At 68.1% G+C, this 18385-nt stretch carries 18 protein-coding genes and 2 tRNA genes; 7 read left to right on the top strand and 13 right to left on the bottom strand.

The features are described 5' to 3' along the window. Nucleotides 1-130: 130 nt before the first annotated feature. Nucleotides 131-2107, top strand: a complete 1977-nt coding sequence (pknB, locus tag OG953_RS21930) for a Stk1 family PASTA domain-containing Ser/Thr kinase (protein WP_405686287.1) — start codon at nt 131-133, stop codon at nt 2105-2107. A 325-nt stretch (nt 2108-2432) separates the two neighbouring features. Continuing rightward, a complete protein-coding gene (locus OG953_RS21925; RefSeq protein WP_405691975.1) occupies nt 2433-3356 on the top strand; it encodes a restriction endonuclease in 924 nt (307 codons plus the stop codon). A gap of 98 nt (nt 3357-3454) precedes the next feature. Here OG953_RS21925 and OG953_RS21920 read toward each other — a convergent pair whose 3' ends face one another. From OG953_RS21920 to OG953_RS21895, 6 genes are read right to left on the bottom strand one after another with little or no spacing between them, the layout of a single operon-like run. After that, the gene (locus tag OG953_RS21920; RefSeq protein WP_405686285.1) at nt 3455-4189 is read right to left on the bottom strand and encodes a class E sortase; all 735 of its coding nucleotides are present in this window, start codon (nt 4187-4189) and stop codon (nt 3455-3457) included. Nucleotides 4190-4216: 27 nt separating this feature from the next. Further along, a complete protein-coding gene (locus tag OG953_RS21915; protein ID WP_405686283.1) occupies nt 4217-5614 on the bottom strand; it encodes a class E sortase in 1398 nt (465 codons plus the stop codon). After that, nucleotides 5611-6249, bottom strand: coding sequence for an aminodeoxychorismate/anthranilate synthase component II (locus tag OG953_RS21910; RefSeq protein ID WP_093895028.1), 639 nt, complete (start codon nt 6247-6249; stop codon nt 5611-5613). Before OG953_RS21910 ends, OG953_RS21915 begins: the two co-directional genes overlap by 4 nt. Next, nucleotides 6246-6428: a hypothetical protein gene (locus tag OG953_RS21905; RefSeq protein ID WP_093895029.1), complete on the bottom strand. Its 183-nt coding sequence runs from the start codon at nt 6426-6428 to the stop codon at nt 6246-6248. The genes OG953_RS21910 and OG953_RS21905 overlap by 4 nt, the downstream gene beginning before the upstream one ends. A 56-nt stretch (nt 6429-6484) precedes the next feature. Further along, nucleotides 6485-7183 carry a class E sortase gene (locus tag OG953_RS21900; RefSeq protein WP_405686281.1) on the bottom strand — a complete coding sequence of 233 codons (699 nt, stop codon included), beginning with the start codon at nt 7181-7183 and terminating at the stop codon, nt 6485-6487. 26 nt (nt 7184-7209) lie between these two features. Beyond that, complete coding sequence (locus tag OG953_RS21895; protein WP_405686279.1) at nt 7210-7977, bottom strand: DUF881 domain-containing protein; 768 nt, start codon at nt 7975-7977, stop codon at nt 7210-7212. 141 nt (nt 7978-8118) lie between these two features. On the opposite strand from OG953_RS21895, the gene crgA reads away from it, so the two are divergent. Then, the gene (gene crgA, locus OG953_RS21890; RefSeq protein WP_405686277.1) at nt 8119-8373 is read left to right on the top strand and encodes a cell division protein CrgA; all 255 of its coding nucleotides are present in this window, start codon (nt 8119-8121) and stop codon (nt 8371-8373) included. A 301-nt stretch (nt 8374-8674) separates the two neighbouring features. Here crgA and OG953_RS21885 read toward each other — a convergent pair whose 3' ends face one another. After that, nucleotides 8675-9574 (bottom strand): rhomboid family intramembrane serine protease, encoded by a 900-nt coding sequence (locus tag OG953_RS21885; RefSeq protein ID WP_405691973.1) that lies wholly within the window; start codon nt 9572-9574, stop codon nt 8675-8677. Between the two features lie 154 nt (nt 9575-9728). Beyond that, complete coding sequence (locus OG953_RS21880; RefSeq protein ID WP_405686275.1) at nt 9729-10256, bottom strand: peptidylprolyl isomerase; 528 nt, start codon at nt 10254-10256, stop codon at nt 9729-9731. A gap of 408 nt (nt 10257-10664) precedes the next feature. Between OG953_RS21880 and OG953_RS21875 the strand changes: the two genes are divergently transcribed. Beyond that, nucleotides 10665-11399 carry a DUF5324 family protein gene (locus OG953_RS21875; RefSeq protein ID WP_405686273.1) on the top strand — a complete coding sequence of 245 codons (735 nt, stop codon included), beginning with the start codon at nt 10665-10667 and terminating at the stop codon, nt 11397-11399. Nucleotides 11400-11466: 67 nt separating this feature from the next. Here OG953_RS21875 and OG953_RS21870 read toward each other — a convergent pair. Beyond that, nucleotides 11467-11539, bottom strand: a tRNA-Ala gene (locus OG953_RS21870). 172 nt (nt 11540-11711) lie between these two features. Between OG953_RS21870 and OG953_RS21865 the strand changes: the two genes are divergently transcribed. Both OG953_RS21865 and OG953_RS21860 read left to right on the top strand, forming a co-directional pair. Then, entirely contained in the window at nt 11712-12260 is a 549-nt protein-coding gene (locus OG953_RS21865) for a DNA-binding protein (protein ID WP_266359832.1), read from the top strand. Between the two features lie 81 nt (nt 12261-12341). Continuing rightward, nucleotides 12342-13676, top strand: coding sequence for a protein kinase domain-containing protein (locus OG953_RS21860; RefSeq protein WP_405686271.1), 1335 nt, complete (start codon nt 12342-12344; stop codon nt 13674-13676). Between the two features lie 48 nt (nt 13677-13724). Here the strand turns inward: OG953_RS21860 and OG953_RS21855 are convergent, their stop codons facing one another. The 3 genes from OG953_RS21855 to OG953_RS21845 all read right to left on the bottom strand — a co-directional run bounded on the left by OG953_RS21855 (nt 13725) and on the right by OG953_RS21845 (nt 17312). Next, the gene (locus OG953_RS21855; protein ID WP_405686269.1) at nt 13725-15098 is read right to left on the bottom strand and encodes a hypothetical protein; all 1374 of its coding nucleotides are present in this window, start codon (nt 15096-15098) and stop codon (nt 13725-13727) included. After that, complete coding sequence (locus OG953_RS21850) at nt 15098-16942, bottom strand: vWA domain-containing protein (RefSeq protein WP_405691971.1); 1845 nt, start codon at nt 16940-16942, stop codon at nt 15098-15100. The genes OG953_RS21855 and OG953_RS21850 overlap by 1 nt, the downstream gene beginning before the upstream one ends. A gap of 235 nt (nt 16943-17177) precedes the next feature. Further along, nucleotides 17178-17312 carry a DLW-39 family protein gene (locus OG953_RS21845; protein WP_003958712.1) on the bottom strand — a complete coding sequence of 45 codons (135 nt, stop codon included), beginning with the start codon at nt 17310-17312 and terminating at the stop codon, nt 17178-17180. Nucleotides 17313-17631: 319 nt separating this feature from the next. On the opposite strand from OG953_RS21845, the gene OG953_RS21840 reads away from it, so the two are divergent. Continuing rightward, the gene (locus OG953_RS21840) at nt 17632-18003 is read left to right on the top strand and encodes a DUF6344 domain-containing protein (RefSeq protein ID WP_405686267.1); all 372 of its coding nucleotides are present in this window, start codon (nt 17632-17634) and stop codon (nt 18001-18003) included. Nucleotides 18004-18309: 306 nt separating this feature from the next. Here the strand turns inward: OG953_RS21840 and OG953_RS21835 are convergent. Beyond that, nucleotides 18310-18383: transfer RNA gene (locus OG953_RS21835), tRNA-Ile, on the bottom strand. Nucleotides 18384-18385: the final 2 nt, after the last annotated feature.

The following is an 18385-nucleotide window of genomic DNA, read 5'->3' as shown; positions in this document are numbered from 1 at the left end:
TACCGGTCAGATATCAGGTCCGGACTCCCGGCCGATCAGGTAGTGCGCGGCCGGTAGCGTATGCGCGAGCAGCACACCGCCGGACCGCACACCGGTGCGGTCGGGACTGACGGAGAGGGCTGGAACAGTTATGGAAGAGCCGCGTCGCCTCGGCGGCCGGTACGAGCTGGGCTCGGTGCTCGGCCGTGGTGGCATGGCCGAGGTCTACCTCGCACACGACACCCGGCTCGGCCGCACCGTAGCTGTGAAGACGCTGCGGGCCGATCTGGCCCGCGACCCGTCCTTCCAGGCCCGGTTCCGCCGTGAGGCCCAGTCCGCCGCCTCGCTCAATCACCCGGCGATCGTCGCTGTCTACGACACCGGTGAGGATTACGTCGACGGGGTGTCCATCCCGTACATCGTCATGGAGTACGTCGACGGGTCGACGCTCAGAGAACTTCTGCACTCCGGCCGCAAGCTGCTGCCCGAGCGCACCCTCGAGATGACCGTCGGCATCCTCCAGGCGCTGGAGTACTCGCACCGCGCGGGCATCGTCCACCGCGACATCAAGCCGGCGAACGTCATGCTGACGCGCACCGGCCAGGTCAAGGTCATGGACTTCGGCATCGCCCGTGCCATGGGCGACTCCGGCATGACGATGACCCAGACGTCTGCCGTCATCGGCACCGCCCAGTACCTCTCCCCGGAGCAGGCCAAGGGCGAGCAGGTCGACGCGCGCTCCGACCTGTACTCGACCGGTTGCCTGCTCTACGAGCTGCTGACGGTCCGGCCGCCGTTCATCGGGGACTCACCCGTCGCGGTCGCCTATCAGCACGTACGGGAAGAGCCGCAGAAGCCCAGCAACTTCGACCCCGAGATCACGCCCGAGATGGACGCGATCGTGTTGAAGGCTCTGGTCAAGGACCCTGACTACCGCTACCAGTCGGCCGACGAGATGCGTGCCGACATCGAGGCCTGCCTCGACGGCCGGCCGGTCGCCGCCACCGCGGCGATGGGTGTGCCCGGTTACGGCGGCTACGACGGTTACGGCAACGACCAGCCCACCACCGCACTGCGCGCCGCGGACCAGAACGGCGCGCCCACGTCCATGCTGCCCCCGGTCAACCCGGACGACGGCGGCTACGGCTACGACGACCGACCCGACCGCAGGCGCCAGAAAAAGAACAACAAGTCGACGATCATGCTGATCGTCGCGGGCGTCCTGGTGCTGATCGGCGCGATCCTGATCGGCCAGTCGGTGTTCAGCGGCAAGGCCGACAGCGGCAAGGTCGATGTGCCGAACATGGTCGGCTCGACCTTGGAGGAAGCACAGGGCCTCGCGAGAACCGCCGACGTCATCCTCGAGGTCGGCTCGCGCGAACCCTGCGAGGACCAGCCCAAGGGCAAGATCTGCAGCCAGACCCCGACCGTGGGCGGCAAGATGGCGGAGAAGGACACCGTCAAGGTCGTCGTCTCCACCGGTGCGCCGAAGGTCGAGGTCCCGAGCGTCGTGGAGAAGACCGAGGCAACCGCCCGCAAGGAGCTTGAGGACAAGGGCTTCACGGTGAACGTCACCGCGGTCGAGTCCAACAAGACCGCGGGTACGGTCATCAAGCAGGACCCCGAGGGCGGCACGAAGACCGAGAAGAACTCCGAGGTCACGATCACGGTCGCCAAGCAGGCCCTGCTGGACCTCCCCGACGTTCGCACCCGTACGTACCAGGATGCAGAGGCACAGCTCAGGGGCATCGGGTTCACAACCATCTCGCGTGTCGACATCGACTCGCCCCAGCCGGTGGACATCGTGGTCGAGCAGTCCCCCGGAGTCGGCAAGCAGGCCAAGGACGTCCCGATCGTCCTGAAGGTCTCGAAGGGTCCGCCGCAGCCGGAGAAGGCAACTGTTCCCGACCTGCAGGGCAAGACCCTCGGGGAGGCGAAGGCCCTGCTGGCCCAGGCGGGCCTGCAGATCCAGGTACAGGGATCGAATGACGACAACGCGAAGGTCGTCTTCATCCAGCCCCAAGCAGGCCAGCAGGTCGACAAGAACAGCGCGGTCAGCGTCCAGACCATGCAGGGCGGTGGAGACGGCAACATCTTCGGCGGCCTGTCCGGCTCACGTCAGCACTGACCCCGAATCGCGACTGCCATCGGGCCCCGGTCACCGTTGCGGTGACCGGGGCCCTTTGCTGTGCCTGCCGGGCTGCCTCCTGCCGGCATACCGCACATGCGGCCGTAAACCGATCGTGTCTTCATATGTCCTGAATCGTTGGACCGATGGGGTGACTTGGGGGTTCAGGCCCCACCCCCAGCTCGCACCAACATCCGAGACGAGCCGAGAGGGCATGGTGATCAACAATGCAGTACTGCTGGAGTCGAGGTCTCTGCGCAATGACGTCGCCGGCCGGACAGAGGTGCTCGACAAGGTCAAGGCACTCTCGCTGCTGCCGGACGGCATGCACGTGACCACGGCGATGGTCGCGGTGTACTTCGAGGTGACCGTGAAGACCCTTGAGTCCGTTATGGAGGACCACAGGGAGGAGCTGGACTCCAATGGCCTCCAGGTTCTGACAGGCACGCGACTGGCCCTCTTCAAGGGGGCCTGTGGAATTCAGTCACGTTCACGGGCGATCGCGGTCTTCTCCCGACGGACGGTACTCAACGTCGCCATGCTTCTCCGGGACAGTGAAGTCGCACGTCAGGTGCGTACATACCTGATTGACATGGAGTACGTGGCGCGGACTCAGCCTGTGGATAACTCTGTCCACAGGGAAGCAGAGGCCCTCGACGAGCGCATCGACCGCCGCATCACCCACATCCTCGGCAAGACCGTCGTCCCCATGTTCAACGCCCTCATCGAGGCTTCCGGCAAGCACCGCAAGGAGCTGATCTCGCTCCGGGACGACGTTGAGAAGGTCGAGCGGAAGCTCTGCAACCACCACCAAAGGCTCAGGCACCTTGAGCACGCCCAGGGCCCGCGCCCGTACACCGGAATCATGGCGTCCATCGACGCCATGAACTGGCGGGAGTTCGAGCACCACGTCGCCGCACTGCTCCGCCGCGACGGCTGTACGGACGTCGTGGTGCATGGCGGCCGCGGCGACCGAGGTGTGGATGTCACAGCAGTGACCGCGGACGGCCGCAGCATCGTCGTGCAGTGCAAGAGCTTCGCGCCCTACCGTCCGGTGTGGAGCGGAGAGCTGCAGAAGTTCCTCGGCGCCTCATTCGTCCAGCACGGGGCCGATGTGGCTCTCTTCGTCGCCACGACTTCCTTCACACCCGACGCACGCGCCATCGCCGAGACCTACGGCATCACCGTCGTCGACCGCGCTCACCTCGAAAAGTGGAGCGCCGGAGTACCGCTCCCGATCCTGAGGTAGCCGTCGCCAGGTAGAGAAGGGGCCCGAAGTCGCAAAGGCTAGTTGCGACTTCGGGCCTTCGCCATCCTAGAACGACTGGGCTCCTCGAATGAGCTCAGTCACGGTTGCTGCAGCTCCGCCGGCTTCGTACGGTCCTTGTCCACCTTCTCCGTACGCACCAGCTCGCCCCACACGATGTAGCGGTACTTCGACGTGTAGACCGGCGTGCAGGTCGTCAACGTGATGTAGCGGCCGGGCTTCTTCGCTCCCGATCCCTTCGGCACCGCCTGCAGCACATCGACGTTGTACTTCGACGTCTCGGGAAGCTCCTTGAAGACCTTGTAGACGTACCAGGTGTCCTTGGTCTCGAAGACGACCGCGTCACCCGTCTTCACCTTGTCGATGTTGTGGAACTTGGCACCGTGCCCGTCGCGGTGTGCCGCCAGGGTGAAGTTGCCCCTCTTGTCCCAGGGGAGAGCCGACTTCACCGGGTCCGTGTAGTAGCCCGCGATGCCGTCGTTGAGGTTCTCGGTGTCGGTGCCCTTCTTGACCAGCACCTCGCCGTTCTTCATCGACGGGACGTGCAGGAAGCCGATGCCGTCCTTGGTGTCCAGCGCGCCCGGTCCGCCCGCCCAGCGGTCGCGGACGGTGTGGCCCTGTTTGGTGGCCTCGCGATCGGCGAGCACATTTGTCCACCAGAGGGAGTAGACGACGAAGAGCCCCAGCACCAGGCCTGCGGTGATCAGCAGTTCGCCGAAAACACTGACCGCAGTCGCGACGGGATGGCGGTCGCTGCGCCGAGGCGGGGGCACGGACTCACCGATTCGCTCTTCGTGCTCGGTACTCGCTGTCACCGCACCCGTCCCTGTCGTGATGATGTCTCAGCCGACGAGCGCGTCGGGCTTCCCTTTGCTGCGCGGTCGTTCGTCGACCATCTTGCCCCAGACGATCAAGCGGTACGTACTCGTGAATTCCGGCGTACAGGTCGTCAGAGTGATGTACCGGCCCGGCCCGGTGAACCCCGAACCGGGCGGCACCGGGCCGATCACCGAGACATTGGACGGCGATGTCTGCGGCAGGGTCTTCGTCGCCTCGTACGTGTAGTACGCATCCTGCGTCTCGACCACGATCAGGTCACCGGGGCGCAGCCGGTTGATGTAGCGGAAGGGTTCGCCGTGCGTGTTGCGGTGGCCCGCCAGCGCGAAGTTGCCCTGCTTGGCCGACGGCATCGCCGTGCGGAGCGCGCCCTCGTCGTAGTGGCCGACCATGCCCCGGTCGAGGACCTTGTCCTTGCTGATGCCCTCGGCGATCGGAGCGACCACATCCAGCTCGGGGATGTGGATGATGGCGAATCCCTGCCCCGCTTCGAACACACCGGGATTGCGGTCGCCCTTCGCCCAGTCGTCCTGGATCTTGTGCGTCTCCGTGCCGGCGTACTGGTCGGCGCGCACATTCGTCCACCACAGCTGGTACGTGACGAACAGCAGCATCAGCACACCGAGGGTGATGAACAGCTCTCCGGTGACCCGGCTGGCGACAACGGCCGGGCTGTCCTTGGCCGCGCGCGCCGCACGCCGTGCCTCGACGCGCGACATCGGCTTCGCGGCCGGCGCCGTTGTCTCCGGCTGCGGTTCGGTACGTCGGCGGCCGCGCCCCTTGGCAGCGTGCCGACGCTCGGCGCGGCCTCCGGTACGCGGTTCCGGATCGGCCTTCTCGAACCCCGTGCCCGGTTCCGCGAAGTTCTCCGCATCGCTCGCCGACCCCAAGCCCGGCTCCGGCTCCGGCTCCGGCTCCGGCGCGGGATTCGGCGCGGGATTCGGCTGCCGGGTCGTCACCGCCTGGTCGACCAGGCGCCGGGTGTCCGCCGTCCGCAGACCGACCGTCTCGTCGTCGAGCGGGAAGGGATGGGCGACGGGTTGCGCCCGGTGCGTCGGCGCGGGCATCGGTGCAGGCGCCTGCTGCCCGTACCAGTCCCGTTCGAACCCCTCGGGGTCGTACCACTCCCGCGGAGTCTCCTCGGGCTTCTGCGCCCCTTGTGGCGGCTGAACCGGCGCCCGGTGCAGCCCCCGCCCCGGCTTCTGCTCCTGCCCCGCCCCCGGCTCCTCGGACGGGATGTTGTCCGCCCGGAACCACGGCGAGGCATGCTTCCCCGGCAGCGGATCGTTCAGCGGATCCGCCAGCTGGTCGACCGCCGCCTCGAACGCGCCTGCGGCCTCGTACGCTCCTTGCTCGTACGGACCGTCCTGTCCGGCGTCGTGTTCGGGGCGGAGTGCGGTCACGCGACGGCCTTGCCCACCACCGGCGCGAGCCCCGCCGACCTCGCGACGGCTCCTGTGTCGCCGCACTGTGCCAGCCAGTTGGCCAGCATCAGATGGCCGTGCTCGGTCAGCACCGACTCCGGGTGGAACTGCACGCCCTCCACCGCCAGTTCGCGGTGGCGCAGCCCCATGATGATGCCGTCGGCGGTGCGCGCGGTCACTTCCAGCTCCGGCGGAACCGTGTCGGGTTCGGCGGCGAGCGAGTGGTAGCGGGTCGCGGTGAAGGGGGACGGCAGACCGGTGAAGACCCCGGTGCCCTCATGGGTCACCAGCGAGGTCTTGCCGTGCAGCAGCTCCGGGGCCCGGTCCACCACACCGCCGTACGCCACCGCCATCGACTGCATCCCGAGGCAGACCCCGAAGACCGGAACGCCCGTGGCCGCACAGTGGCGCACCATCTCGACGCAGACACCTGCCTGCTCCGGGGTGCCGGGGCCGGGTGACAGCAGCACGCCGTCGAAGCCGTCCTGGGCGTGTGCCGTGGTCACCTCGTCGTTGCGCAGCACTTCGCACTCGGCGCCGAGCTGGTAGAGGTACTGGACGAGGTTGAAGACAAAGCTGTCGTAGTTGTCCACGACAAGGATGCGGGCACTCACTGGCCGGCCCCCGATCCGGTCGAGCCGTCAACCGTCACGTCGCCGAACGGAAGCAGCGGCTCCGCCCACGGGAAGACGTACTGGAAAAGCGCGTAGACGACAGCCAGCGCCAGCACGAGCGAGATGAGCGCACGCACCCATGCGTTGCCCGGCAGATGCCGCCAGATCCAGCCGTACATGCTGTCCCCTCCATTCGGTACGGGACCAGACTAAAGGGCCGGGGCAGGGGCGTGGGTCAGCTGTGGAAAGCTGCCGGCTTGCCGTCGGTCACAGGCTGAGTCGCATCGAGGTGCGCCCAGGCGATCAGCCGGTGACTGCTGCCCCATTCGGGATCGCAAGTGGTCAGCGTCAGGTAGCGGCCCGTCCCGTCGAAGCCGGACTTGCGGGGGACGGGGTCGATGACCCCGATGTCGCTCGGCACCGTCCGGTAAGGCTTCTTGTCGATGCGGTACGTGAACCACGTCGTCCCGTCCGTCAGCACCACCGCGTCTCCCCGGCGCAGCTTCGGGAAGTCCTTGAACGGGTCCCCGTATGTGCGGCGGTGTCCGGCCACCGCGAAATTGCCCCTCGTGCCGAGGCGGGCGGTCCCGGTGTAGTGGCCGAGCCCCTTCTGTAAGGTCCTGACCTCGGTGTTCTCCAGGACGGGCCACTCCCAGCCCTTCCCGAAGCGGGGTATGTACAGCATCGCGAACGGCTTGCCGTCCCGGTACGCCGCGGGGGCGGGTGGCGCCGCCGCCGTCGGGGATGTGTGCGGCGCAGGTGCGGACACCGTTCCCTGCGCCCACTGGTTGCGCAGGGTGTCGATCTGTCCCTCGGTCGCGTCGGCGGCCTTCACTCCGGTCCAGAACAGCACGTACACCACAAAGAGCACGATCAGGGCGCCGACGGTGATGCAGAATTCGCTGAACGTCCTCACGATCAGTCGCACCGACACCTCGTCGGCCTCCCCACAGCTGCTCGCTACTTCACCGGCTCCGCATAGTGGAGATCCACTGTGCCCGAGTAGCCGGGAAGAGTCACCGCCTCGTGCTCGTCGACTTTCCAGCCGAGCCCGTACGCCTTCACATACAGCAGGTAGTTGCTGATTGCCGGGGAGTTGTCGAGAGCCTGCTTCAGCTTGGCCGGGTCACCGACTGCGGTGATCTTGTACGGCGGGGAGTAGACCCGGCCCTGGAGGATCAGGGTGTTGCCGACGCAGCGCACCGCGCTGGTGGAGATCAGCCGCTGGTCCATGACCTGGATGCCCTGGGCGCCGCCCTGCCAGAGGGCATTGACGACCGCCTGCAGGTCCTGCTGGTGAATGACCAGGTCATTGGGTTGCGGGTCCGGGTAGCCGGGGTTGGCGGTGGCGTTGGGCGGGGCGTCGTCGAGCGTGACGGCCACGGATCGGCCGGAGAGCTTTGTGGTGCCCGCGGCCCGCTCCAGCTCCTTGAGCCGGGCGTCCTCCGCCTCGGTGCTGCCGTCGTCGCGGCGGACGAGGGTGTCGATGTCCTCGCGCACGGAGGCGTTGGTCTCGTCCAGTTGGGCGTTCTTGCCGCTGCGCTGCTGGATGAGATCGGAGAGCTTCAGCAGCGAGGAGTCGGTGCGGATGTTGGTGCCCTTGGCCGTGTTGGCGCTGGTGACGAAGATCAGTCCGGCGAGGGCGAAGACGGCAGCGGTGAGCACCCTGACCGGGTGCCGGAAGGTACGCCGGACCGGTCCTCGGGGGGAGTCGGCACAATTGCTCAACGTACCCTTATCTCCTTCGGAGCCACGGAAGCACTACGCTAACGGACGCCCGGGGGAGACAGCATTCCCCCTCGCGCCCTGCCCCGGCCCCAGCCACAGTTCCCTGCGCGGTCACGCAGCGCATCGACAGGAGAGTTCCTCGTGCCGAAGTCACGTATCCGCAAGAAGGCCGACTTCACGCCCCCTCCGGCGAAGCAGGCAACCAACATAAAGCTGACCAGCCGGAGCTGGGTGGCGCCGGTGATGCTGGCGCTCTTCCTGATCGGTCTGGCCTGGATCGTCGTTTTCTATGTGACCGACGGCGATCTGCCGATCGCGTCGCTGGAGAACTGGAACATCGTCGTCGGCTTCGGCTTCATCGCCGGCGGCTTCGGTGTCTCCACGCAGTGGAAGTAGCCCCGCAGGGCACGTGACCCCACAGCAGGGCCCAGTCCTGCAACCCTTGCCCCGAGTTACCCACAGCGTTATCCACAGGCAGGGGAAAAGGTCAGACGATCTGTGGATAACTCCCTGCCTGTTGACGCCGATGTGACTGCAGCCTCCCTCATCGGGGGATGGCACGCCCCTTGTCTCTGCTGGAAAAACCCAGCTCAGCGACAAGGGGCACAGTTGTTCCCACAGAATGCACAAGATCCGGCACGCGCTGTGGACAACTGCCCGGGGGAACGCCCAGGGAACGCCGGGGAACGGCGTCCGCTCAGGTCAGCGCGGCTGTTCTGGCGATGACGATGGCGACCACAGCCACCAGGACCAGGGCGCAGGTGCCGTACTGCACCAGTGCGCGCCGCTCGCGGGGTGCGTGCACCATGCCGATCGCGATCAGCGTGCCCGCGATCAGACCGCCGACATGTGCCTGCCAGGCGATTCCGCCCCAGGGGTTGAAGGTAATGACCAGGTTCACCGCGAGAAGCGCGAAGACCGGGCGCATGTCGTAGTTGAGCCGGCGCATGAGCACGGCAGTGGCGCCCAGCAGGCCGAAGATCGCTCCGGAGGCTCCGAGCGAGCCCTGTACGGGTGCGGAGAGCCAGTAGGTGAGGGCGCTGCCCGCCAGGCCGGAGAGCATGTAGAGCGTGAGGTAGCGGGCACGGCCGAGCGCCGCCTCCAGCGGCCCGCCGAGCCACCACAGCCCCAGCATGTTGAACGCGATGTGCCACACCTCCTGATGCAGGAACATCGACGTCACCAGCCGGTACCACTGGCCCTCGGCGACACCTTCCGGCGGACCGCCGAAGTGGGTCGTGGCACGGCCGATCAGCTCCAGATCGTTGACCAGCGCACCGTTCGCCAGCACGGCGATGTACACGGCGACATTGATGCCGAGAAGGATCTTGGTGACGAGCCGGGGGTCGGCCGTGACGGGGGCGCCGGCGACCGTGCGCGGCCGGGCGGCGCCCGGGCCGTGTCCCGTACCGGCTCCCTGGCGGGCGCAGTCCGGGCACTGGAAGCCGACCGAGGCGTTGACCATGCACTCGGGGCAGATCGGGCGGTCGCAGCGGGTGCAGCGGATGTACGTCCCACGGCCGGGGTGGCGGTAGCAGCTGAGCGATCCGTCCGTGGCGGCGGACCGATCCTGGTCTCCCGGCGGCTGCTGGTCCATCGGTCCCATCGCTTCCCGGTCCCCTCGGTGCTCGTCATGGCGGCAGCACGCACAACGCAGCCCTGCTCGTCCGCTATGTAACAAGTACGGACGAGCAGGGCGATTGGTTCCCGAAAAGAGAATCAGAGCGTGATCAACCGATGACCACCGGTGATCATCGGTTCTCGATGACCACCGACTCGATCACGACGTCCTGCAGCGGACGGTCGGAGCGGGCGTTGGTCCTGGTGGCCGCGATGGCGTCCACGACCTTCTGGCTGGCGGGGTCGACGACCTCGCCGAAGATGGTGTGCTTGCCGGTCAGCCAGGCTGTCGGCGAAACGGTCACGAAGAACTGCGAGCCGTTGGTGCCCGGGCCGGCGTTGGCCATGGCCAGCAGGTACGGCTTGTTGAAGCTGAGGTCGGGGTGGAACTCGTCACCGAACTCGTACCCCGGGCCACCGGTGCCGTTGCCCAGCGGGTCACCGCCCTGGATCATGAAGCCGCTGATGACGCGGTGGAAGACGGTGCCGTCGTACAGCCTGTCCGTGGACTTCTTGCCGGTCTCGGGATGCGTCCACTCACGCTCACCCTTGGCGAGCTCGACGAAGTTCTTGACCGTCTTGGGCGCGTGGTTCGGCAGAAGCCGGATCTCGATGTCGCCCTGATTGGTCTTCAAGGTGGCGTAAAGCTGCTCGGCCACGATCTGCCTTCCGTAAGTCTTCAGTGACGTTCACCGATCCTCGCACGGACCGTCCGCTCCGGCGCCCGGCCGCCACCACCAACGCACTTCACTCACCTTCTTGCCCGATTCCGCGCCCCGTGCGCCGAGGCCGTTTTCGCCCCGCTCGCCTGCGGCTTCCCCGAAACCCTCACGTGCCGCTCCCCGCAGGAACAAATGCGGCCAAGTGCGTGACGAACCGGCGCGGGCTGAACCGAACCGTGGCATTGTCATCGGCAAGCTCCCCTTGCACCGCATTGCCCGGAGGCGTCACCGATGACCTGAATAACCCGGATGCCTGCCCCGCATGCCATACAGGCCTCCGGCAGGCATGATCTCGAAATGGGTGGAAAGGCGGAGTATCCACCCGCCACCAAGGAGGAGGATCCCGTGACCCGCATCGACAGCGTGCGCGCCGCAACCGACTCGGCGAAGGACAGCGTGCAGCACGCCGCGGAAGTGGTGGCGCCCTACGCCGACACGGCCAAGGACCAGGCCGCACATCTTGCGTACGAGGCCCGCACGCGGCTCGCGCCGAAGGTGTCGAAGGCAGCCCAGCAGGCCCGCGTCCAATACGACGCGCATCTCGCACCACGTATCGAACTGGCCCGTGCTCACGTACCCCCCAAGGTCGACGAGGCCGCCCAGCGCGCCGTGTACCGCACCCGCCGAGCCGCCCGTACCGCTGCGGACTACACCGTGCCGCGCGTCGGTCACGCAATGGCCGTCGCCCAGCCCGTGGCCGAGGAGGCCACGGCCCGCAGCGCCGCCGCGCTGGCCGCGCTGCGCAGTCAGGTGACCGCGAAGGAGATCAAGCAGCTGGCCAGAAAGCACGAGCGGCGGGCGAAGGCCGGACGGCTGTTCAAGAGGCTCGTCGTGGCCGGCATCGTGGCGGGCGGTGCCTACGCCGCCTGGAGGTGGTGGGACAAGCAGGCCAACCCGGACTGGCTGGTCGAACCACCCGCTCCCACGGAGGTCTCCGACCGCGCGCCCCTGTCCTCCGTCGACGGCAGTGGTCCGAGCTCGCTCGACCCGGAGGTCCAGGCCAAGCAGGCCGACGCGGAGACCAAGGGGACGGACGGCCCGGAAGGTGTGGACGGCACCGATCTCGACGACCGTCGTTGAACAGCCCCCTGCACGACGAACGGGCGCCGGAAGACCTGAGGTCTTCCGGCGCCCGTTCCGTCACCCGTGGAGCCTAGGAGATTCGAACTCCTGACATCTGCCTTGCAAAGGCAGCGCTCTACCAACTGAGCTAAGGCCCCGAAAAAGCGGACAGCAGCCGGATGCTTCAGCGCCTCGGCGACCGCCGCAGACCAGAGTACCGGGTCCCCCCCGGAATCTTGCAAAAAGATGGGGACTCCCGGTCGGCGACCACTCTCCGTAAGATGCTCGACGAGGTTCGCAGCAGCGAAGCCGCAGCGAAGGGGAGACGCCATGGATGCAGCTCAGCAAGAGGCAACAGCAAGAGCCAGGGAGCTTCAGCGCAGCTGGTACGGAGAACCTCTCGGGGCGCTCTTCCGCCGGCTGATCGATGATCTCGGCCTGAACCAGGCCCGGCTCGCCGCGGTCCTCGGGCTGTCCGCCCCCATGCTCTCCCAGCTGATGAGCGGCCAGCGGGCGAAGATCGGCAACCCCGCGGTCGTCCAGCGTGTCCAGGCGCTCCAGGAACTGGCCGGCCAGGTCGCCGACGGCAGCGCCAGCGCGGGAGAGGCCACCGACCGCATGGAAGAGATCAAGAAGTCCCAGGGCGGCTCCGTCCTCACCGGCACCAGCCAGACCTCCAACACCGGCGGCGCCCCGACCGTCCGGCGCGTGGTGCGTGAGATCCAGTCGCTGCTGCGGTCGGTCGCGGCCGCCGGTGACATCATCGATGCCGCCGACTCCCTCGCCCCGACCCACCCGGAACTGGCAGAGTTCCTCAAGGTGTACGGCGCAGGGCGCACCGCGGACGCGGTGGCGCACTACGAGGGACACCAGAGCTAGGGCCTGTCCTTTCATGCCCTAGGGCACTACCCCCGAAAGCCGGGCACGAGCCGAAACAGGACTGGGAGCGGGCGCAGCGCAATGGGTGAGGTCTTCGCCGGTCGGTACGAACTGATCGATCCGATCGGACGTGGTGGGGTCGGCGCCGTCTGGCGCGCCTGGGACCACCGGCGCCGCCGTTATGTGGCGGCCAAGGTCCTCCAGCAGAGCGACGCACACACGCTGCTGCGCTTCGTCCGCGAGCAGGCGCTGCGGATCGAGCATCCGCATGTGCTCGCCCCGGCCAGCTGGGCCGCGGACGACGACAAGGTCCTGTTCACCATGGATCTGGTGAGCGGCGGTTCGCTGGCGCATGTCATCGGCGACTACGGACCGCTGCCTCCTCGTTTCGTCTGCACGCTGCTCGACCAACTGCTGTCCGGACTGTCGACGGTGCATGCGGAGGGCGTCGTGCACCGGGACATCAAACCCGCAAACATCCTGATGGAGGCCACCGGCACCGGACGGCCGCATCTGCGGCTGTCCGACTTCGGTATCTCCATGCGCAAGGGTGAGCCGCGGCTCACCGAGACCAACTACGTGGTGGGAACGCCCGGTTACTTCGCGCCCGAACAGATGATGGGCGCGGAACCCGATTTCCCCGCGGACCTCTTCGCGGTCGGACTGGTCGCGCTGTATCTGCTGCAGGGGAAGAAGCCGGACGCGCGGGCCATCGTCGAGCACTTCGCCTCGTACGGCACTCCCAGCGCCCCGGAAGGGATTCCCGAGCCGTTGTGGCAGGTCCTCGCGGGGCTGCTGCAGCCGGATCCCCAGGCCAGGTTCCGTACGGCCACGGGCGCGCGCAAGGCGCTGACGGCCGCGGTCGACATGTTGCCCGAGCCCGGCGCCGACGACGAGCCGGTGGAGGTCTTCGACCAACTCGGGCCACTGCCCGCAGGCTTCGGCCCCGCCGGACCGATCGCGGCCCCCCGGACAGCCTCACAGGACACGCAGCCCGCACAGACGGACCAGTCCGCCCAGCAGCCCTACACCCGGCCGCCGGTCCCGATGTCGGAAACGGGCAGCTTCCACCTCCCACCGCCTCCGCAGCAGCCCACACCGCTGCCCCATCCGGCGCAGCCGGCCACGCCCCCCACACCGATCCCGGCGCACGCGGCTTCCCCCCTCCCCGCGCCAAATCCTTCGCAGGCAACCACTGCCGCGGTGCAGCACGAACCGGCTCTCACCCGTGCGTACACCGCCGGGCAGCCGGGGGTTCCCGCTCCCGGAGCAGGGGTTCCCCAGCACCTCTCGGCCGCCGTTCCCGCGCACGCACCGCAGAAGCGTCCGGGACCGCCCCCGAAGGTGGCGGTCCCGGTCCTGCTGGTGGCGTTGATCTGTTTCGCCGTGGGCATCTGGGCGCTGACCCAGAGCTGAGCACGGCCGGCCGGAGCCCCAGCCGTACGCGGCGCCGGCTCCGGCCCGCTACCAGGTCTGCGGCGGGCCTCCGTACGGCGGTTGCCCGCTCCCGGCCGGGCCTCCCGCAACCGGACTGTTCGAACCGATCGGTGCCGCCTGGGCGCTCCCCGCGCGGCGCCGTGCCAGCAGCGTCCACACACCCAGCCCGAGCACCAGCACCGCACCCACACCGATCCCGGCCACGCCGACCATCCTCATGGTGTCGCTCTCGGCCGCCTCGGGGCCGCTCTGGCCGCTCCTCGCCATGTCCTTGTCGTGCTGCGTGACCGCGAAGATCCCGGCATCCCCCGTGTACGGCGACTTCCCCGCCTTCCCCTCGACCTTGACCTTGAGGACCAGCGGAATCGCCTTGTCCCCGTACGACTTCGCGACCTCCGGGCTGAGAGTCACCGACAGGTAGTACCAGCCGGCGAACCGCATGGCGCTGTCGCTGCTGGTGGAGTCGTAACGGTTCTCATACGCCACCGGAGGCAGGGGTTTCAGCGAAACGGACGCGGGCTTGCCGGAGTACGACAGCGGCGACGCGTCGTCGACATGGCCATGCGCCGGATTGTCCAGGGACATCGCGAGCGCGCTGCCGATGTATTCCTCCGAGGCTTTGTTGTTGCCCAGGACGGCGGTGGCGAAGATCTGCTGGTCCCAGTCCACCGGCACCTGGTAGAAGCGGGTCTGCCCGGGTGCGATGCTGTCGTGCCACTCGCCGGTTTCCAGGCTGGTCGCATCGTTGTAGCTGGTGCCGCCCGACCGCTTCTGCGGGGCTGCGGTGGGCGGTGCGGGCGACGCCGACGGCCAGTTCTCCGGCGCCCGGGTCGGCATCGAACCGCCTGATTTCAGCTGCGGCTCCGACTTGTACCGCAGTTCCAGGTCCCACTCGTCGGATGCCGAGGTGGCCTTGCTCTCCCGCTCGATCAGGACGTTGTACGTTCCGGCTTCCTGACAGGTGCTGCTGTCCTTCTGCGTGATCCGGTAGGCGTACGCCGCGATCGGACGCGGAAATTCCGCCGACTCGAACCGTGCGTCCTCCGAACTGCACTGCAGGTCAGCGCTGTCCCTGATGCTGACCGTGATGCCGTCCCCGTAGGCGACCTGGCCGCCTCCCTTGGGCACGGCCACCGCCGAGACGTACGCATTCGTCCTGTCGTCGAGGTCCAGACGGTAGTAGAGCTTCTCGCCGCGCTTGATCGAGCTCTTGTAGACCGATCCGGGCGTGAGCGCCGACGCCTCGGTGCTGACCTCCGCACCGCTGACCTTCTTCGCGCCGGGATCGAAGGTGTACGCAGCACTCTCCCCGTCCGCGTACGCCTGCACCGGCAGCGCCGCCGCCACGCACATCGCCGCGACCGCGGCCAGCGCCACCCGGCCCCTGTTGCGCTGCCTCATCACGCGCTTCCCCTCGTCGTCTGTGTGGCCCGCCTGCGACGCCCGCGTACGGACACGAGCCCCGCGATCACCACCACCACGGCGCCCGCACCGGCAGCGGCCGCAATGCCGGTCCATCCTGCCCCGCCCGTACGGCTGCTGTCTCCGACGCCACTCGAATTGCCCTCCTTGTCCGCCTTCTTGGCCACGGCAGAAGCATGGTGTTCGGGGCCGACCAGCTCGTCGCCGAGCACCGACACCCGCAGCACCACACCGATCTGCGGGTTCTCCGCGATATCGGCGGCCCTCGCCCCCAGCGTCACCGAGATGTAGAAGTCACCCCCGGCGTGTACGGGCTGGACGTTGGAGCGGTACTCGTAGCGGTTGGTCCAGGCGACCGGCACCCCGCCCATCCTGATCGCCGACGGCCGACCGTTGTACATGGCCGTCGAGGTGAACTCGCCACCGCCGGTGAGCGGGAAACGAGCGGGAGTGAACAGCTGGGTCGCCCCGTACGAGTACGTGGAGGTACCGCGCTCCACCGTGGGCTCGTTCGCGAACTCCACGTCGTAGCGCACCTGCTGGCCCCAGCCGGCCGGGACCTTGTACCAGAGGGTCTGCGACGGAAGGATCCGGTCGCGCCACACCCCCCGGCCGAGCTGCTCGGCGTCGTTGAAGCCGGTACCGCCCCGCACATCGCGGGGGTCGCCGGTGGGCAGCACGGCGTCCTTGCCGCCCTTGCCGTACTCCGGCTGCGACTGGGCGGGCGTGACGCCCTTCTCCAGCGGCGCCTCCACCCCGTAAAGGAGCTCGAGCGGCCAACGTGCGGCGTCGGAGCCCTTCTTGCTCTCCCGCTCCACCACCAGCCAGTACCGGCCCGCCCGGTCGCAGGCGTGGTTGCCCTCCTCCGCGGGGATACGGGCGACCGCCGAGGTCAGCGGGGTCGCGCCCTCCTTCTGGTAGAAGTGCGCGGTGTCCGTCACACAGGAACTGGCGGTGCCGTACACGATGCCGGTGCGCAGTGCGTCGAAGGTGTCGACGGCCGCCCCGGGCTGCGGCACCGCCGTCGCCGAGAAGTCCACCGTCGAAACGGCATCCAGGCCGACGGCGTAGTACCGCTTCTCACCGGGTCCGATGGTGTCCAGATACTGCCCAGGTACGAGCACGGGTGCCGCCTCACCCGTCGCCGTACCCTCGACCCGCTCGCCCCGGAACCGGTAGCCGTCCGCGGAGAGTTGCGACGCCCGTTGCAGTTGCCGGGCCAGCGCCTCGGCATCCGGTGCGTCGTAGTAGCGGCCGTTGCCCGCCGCCGCGATGCATTCGAGCTGTTCGCGCGCCGCGCCCTTCACCTGGAAGCCGACCGTGTCGATCCGCAGCCCGACCCCCTCCTTGCCGAGCTGCTCGGCGACCTCGCAGGGCTGCGGCATACCGCAGTTGTCCTCGCCGTCGGAGATCAGCAGGACCGTGCGCGTCCCGATGGCACCGTCCGCGGGCCGCGGAAGGTCCTCGGCGGCCTTCTGCAGCGACAGCCCGATGGGAGTGTCACCCTTGGGCTCCACGGCCGCCACAGCCCGCTTCACGGCTTCCCGGTCGAGCCCCTGCACCGGCTGGACGAGCCTGGTGTCCGTGCAGCCCTGGGGACGGTCCGCGCCGTACACCCGCAGCCCGGTCGGATATCTGTCGGGAAGGCCGTCGACGACGGTGCCGACAGCCGTACGGGCGCTCTCCATCCGGGTACGCCCCGTGCCGTCGTCGTCCCCCATGGATCCGGACGAGTCGAGCACCATGACCAGGCTGCTGCCCGAGCCGGGTCGGGGTGTCTCCGCAGTGGCGGGTGCACCGCCCGGTGCCGCCGCGGCCGGCATCGCGCCCGCCACCAGGGCGAGCAGCGCTCCGCCGATCCATGCCCCCGCAGCTGCAGTACGGCGGTGGTGGTCCCGTGCCTTCACCCGTGCCCCCTCGACCGAAAAACCCGGCTGTTTTGCTCTCGCAACCTATTGATTTGCTTAGGTGAACTCAAGAGCACGGGTGTCACGGTCCCGCAACAGCACGAAGCCCCGGCCGCTCAGCGACCGGGGCCCGCAATCAGGCTGTTCTGTCTCACACACCCGAACCTGCGGGCACGGAGTCAGTCGCCTCCGTCCACAGATCCTGCTCGGCGCGATCCGCCTGGATCTGGCGGTACACGAGGAGCCCGCCGATGGCGGCCAGTGCGACCAGGAGAAGCTTCTTCACCGCGCGACCTCGTCTTTCCTTGACGTAGGGGACTTCTGCCGCCCGACTATACACACCGGCCGATATCGATCGGTGACCTACCTGCGCCCCAACTGGCGTCCAGGGAAAAGCGATCACCCAAGGGCCGCTCCGCGGACCGTCCCGACCGAAGGACCCGGCCACGCCGATCGCCCCGCACACACCCGTCAAGGCCGGTTGAACCATACGAGTGGTGTTCATCTGAAGATCGGCGGATCGATGGCGTCGGTCCACGAAATCGCGGGCCACGTCCACATCATCAGAAAGGTAAGCAAACCGGACTACACGAAAGCGAGGGGCCATGAGCACCGTCAAGGCCAAGAACATCTGGACCGCCTTCGTCACCGCCTTCTTCGCACTCCTCGCCGCACTGGGGCTCATGAGCACCCCGGCGGCGGCCACGGAGTCGAGCACCACGGAGCCGACCACCACGAGCCAGGAGCACACGGGTGCGACGGCGGCAACCGCGACCACCCCGTCGGTGCGATGGACCCTTCCGCGTGACAGGGCGCTGCCACCCACGATGAAGCAGCGCATCCGCGCCGAGGCACACGGCTCCTCACCCGCCACCCGGCATCTGTCCGCAGACACGACGGACGCCATGGAGACAAGGAACACCGCCCGCGCAGCCCACGGGGCCCCGGCGGGGGACGCATCCCTCCTCCCACCGTGAGAGCCGCGCAACTGACACACAGAGCCCCTGGGCCGGTTCACGCCGGACGGGGGCTTCTTCATGCGCTCAAGCCCCGCGCTGCCCCCGTCGGCGCGGGAACAGGGCACATCTCCGTGCCGCACCGGGCCCCGGGAAGGTCTCCCTGTACGCGCCCAGACCCCGGGCCTGGGCGCGTACAGGCGCCAAGACCGGCCCCGAGACCGCGTTCCTCAACCCCTGCGCACGCACACCCGGGGACGCATCGCACCGACCACACGCAGAAGGCCCGGTATCTCCGAAGAGATTCCGGGCCTTCAACTGTCACTGTGGGGCTAACAGGATTTGAACCTGTGGCCTCATCCTTATCAGGGATGCGCTCTAACCAACTGAGCTATAGCCCCGC

The sequence above is a fragment of the Streptomyces sp. NBC_00057 genome (assembly GCF_045041165.1).
Lineage (GTDB): Bacteria > Actinomycetota > Actinomycetes > Streptomycetales > Streptomycetaceae > Streptomyces.
This window is presented reverse-complemented; position numbering and strand designations above follow the sequence as displayed.

Excerpts from the sequence above, each read along its gene's own strand:
- OG953_RS21850 (WP_405691971.1), bottom strand. The coding sequence starts at position 16,942 with ATGCCGGCCGCGGCGGCACCGGGCGGTGCACCCGCCACTGCGGAGACA.
- pknB (WP_405686287.1), top strand. The coding sequence starts at position 131 with ATGGAAGAGCCGCGTCGCCTCGGCGGCCGGTACGAGCTGGGCTCGGTG.
- OG953_RS21840 (WP_405686267.1), top strand. The coding sequence starts at position 17,632 with ATGAGCACCGTCAAGGCCAAGAACATCTGGACCGCCTTCGTCACCGCC.
- OG953_RS21855 (WP_405686269.1), bottom strand. The coding sequence starts at position 15,098 with ATGAGGCAGCGCAACAGGGGCCGGGTGGCGCTGGCCGCGGTCGCGGCG.
- OG953_RS21865 (WP_266359832.1), top strand. The coding sequence starts at position 11,712 with ATGGATGCAGCTCAGCAAGAGGCAACAGCAAGAGCCAGGGAGCTTCAG.
- OG953_RS21860 (WP_405686271.1), top strand. The coding sequence starts at position 12,342 with ATGGGTGAGGTCTTCGCCGGTCGGTACGAACTGATCGATCCGATCGGA.
- OG953_RS21885 (WP_405691973.1), bottom strand. The coding sequence starts at position 9,574 with ATGGACCAGCAGCCGCCGGGAGACCAGGATCGGTCCGCCGCCACGGAC.
- OG953_RS21905 (WP_093895029.1), bottom strand. The coding sequence starts at position 6,428 with ATGTACGGCTGGATCTGGCGGCATCTGCCGGGCAACGCATGGGTGCGT.
- OG953_RS21925 (WP_405691975.1), top strand. The coding sequence starts at position 2,433 with ATGCACGTGACCACGGCGATGGTCGCGGTGTACTTCGAGGTGACCGTG.